Origin of the sequence: Phytopseudomonas dryadis, assembly GCF_004327355.1 — a bacterium.
In the GTDB taxonomy this organism is placed as follows: Bacteria; Pseudomonadota; Gammaproteobacteria; order Pseudomonadales; family Pseudomonadaceae; genus Aquipseudomonas; species Aquipseudomonas dryadis.
Window position 1 is genome coordinate 1 of record NZ_QJUM01000067.1, and the last position, 1,104, is coordinate 1,104.

The window sequence follows — 1,104 nt, forward strand, 5'->3', positions numbered from 1 at the left end:
TTGGCGCTCAACGGCAAGGCCTCGAGGAACAACCACTGCCCCGGCACCATGTACTCCGGCAGGCTTCGCGCCAACCGTGCCTTGAGCTCCTCGGCCGTCGCCTCGCCCACCACATAAGCCACCAACTGCTGCTCCACAACCAGCACCGCCGCCTCACGCACCTCGGCCTGCTCCAGCAGCCGCGCCTCGATCTCACCCAGCTCAATACGCAATCCACGCAACTTCACCTGGTGGTCGATACGCCCGCCGTACTCCAGCGTGCCGTCCTCGCGATAACGCGCCAGATCGCCTGTGCGATACATCCGCTCACCAGCCACGAACGGGTCGACCGGGAAACGCTCGGCAGTCAACCCCGGACGACGATGGTAGCCGCGCGCCAAGCCCGCTCCGGCCAGGTACAGCTCGCCCAGCACACCCACCGGCACCGGCTGCAGCCCACTGTCGAGCACGTAGGTGCGCAGGTTGGCGATCGGCTGGCCGATCGGCACCAGATCCAGACCTTCCTCGCGGCACGTCCAGTGGGTCACGTCGATCGCCGCCTCGGTCGGCCCGTACAGGTTGTACAACCCCGCCCATGGCAGCCGCGCGAACACCTGGCGCTGGGTCTGCTCCTGCAACGCCTCGCCACTGCACACGATCCGCCGCAGGCTGCGGCAGCGCTCCACCCCGGCATCCTGCAGAAACACCTGCAGCATCGACGGCACGAAGTGCAGCGTGCTCACCCCGTGACGCTCGATCAGTTCCACCAGCCGCGCCGGATCCCGGTGATCGCCCGGCGCCGCCAGCACCAACCGCGCGCCGGTCATCAGCGGCCAGAAGAACTCCCATACCGATACATCGAAGCTGAACGGCGTCTTCTGCAGCACCGTGTCGCTGGCCTCCAGCCCATAGGCCTGCTGCATCCACTGCAGGCGGTTGCTCAGCGCCGAATGACGGTTGCCCGCGCCCTTCGGCCGCCCGGTCGAGCCGGAGGTGTAGATCACATAGGCCAGCGCCTCGGCCGCCACCACCACCTGCGGGTCGTGTTCCGGCTGCTCGGCCAGCACCGCGTCCAAAGGCAGTACCTGCACCCCGGCCGGTACCGCCAGGCCCAGGTGTGGCTGA

Annotated in this window: 1 protein-coding gene; it reads right to left on the reverse strand. The window is 68.0% G+C overall.

Annotated elements, in window-relative coordinates; translation table 11 throughout:
- On the reverse strand, positions 1-1,104 hold a 1,104-nt coding region (locus DNK34_RS25245; RefSeq protein WP_131178002.1), incomplete at both ends, for an amino acid adenylation domain-containing protein.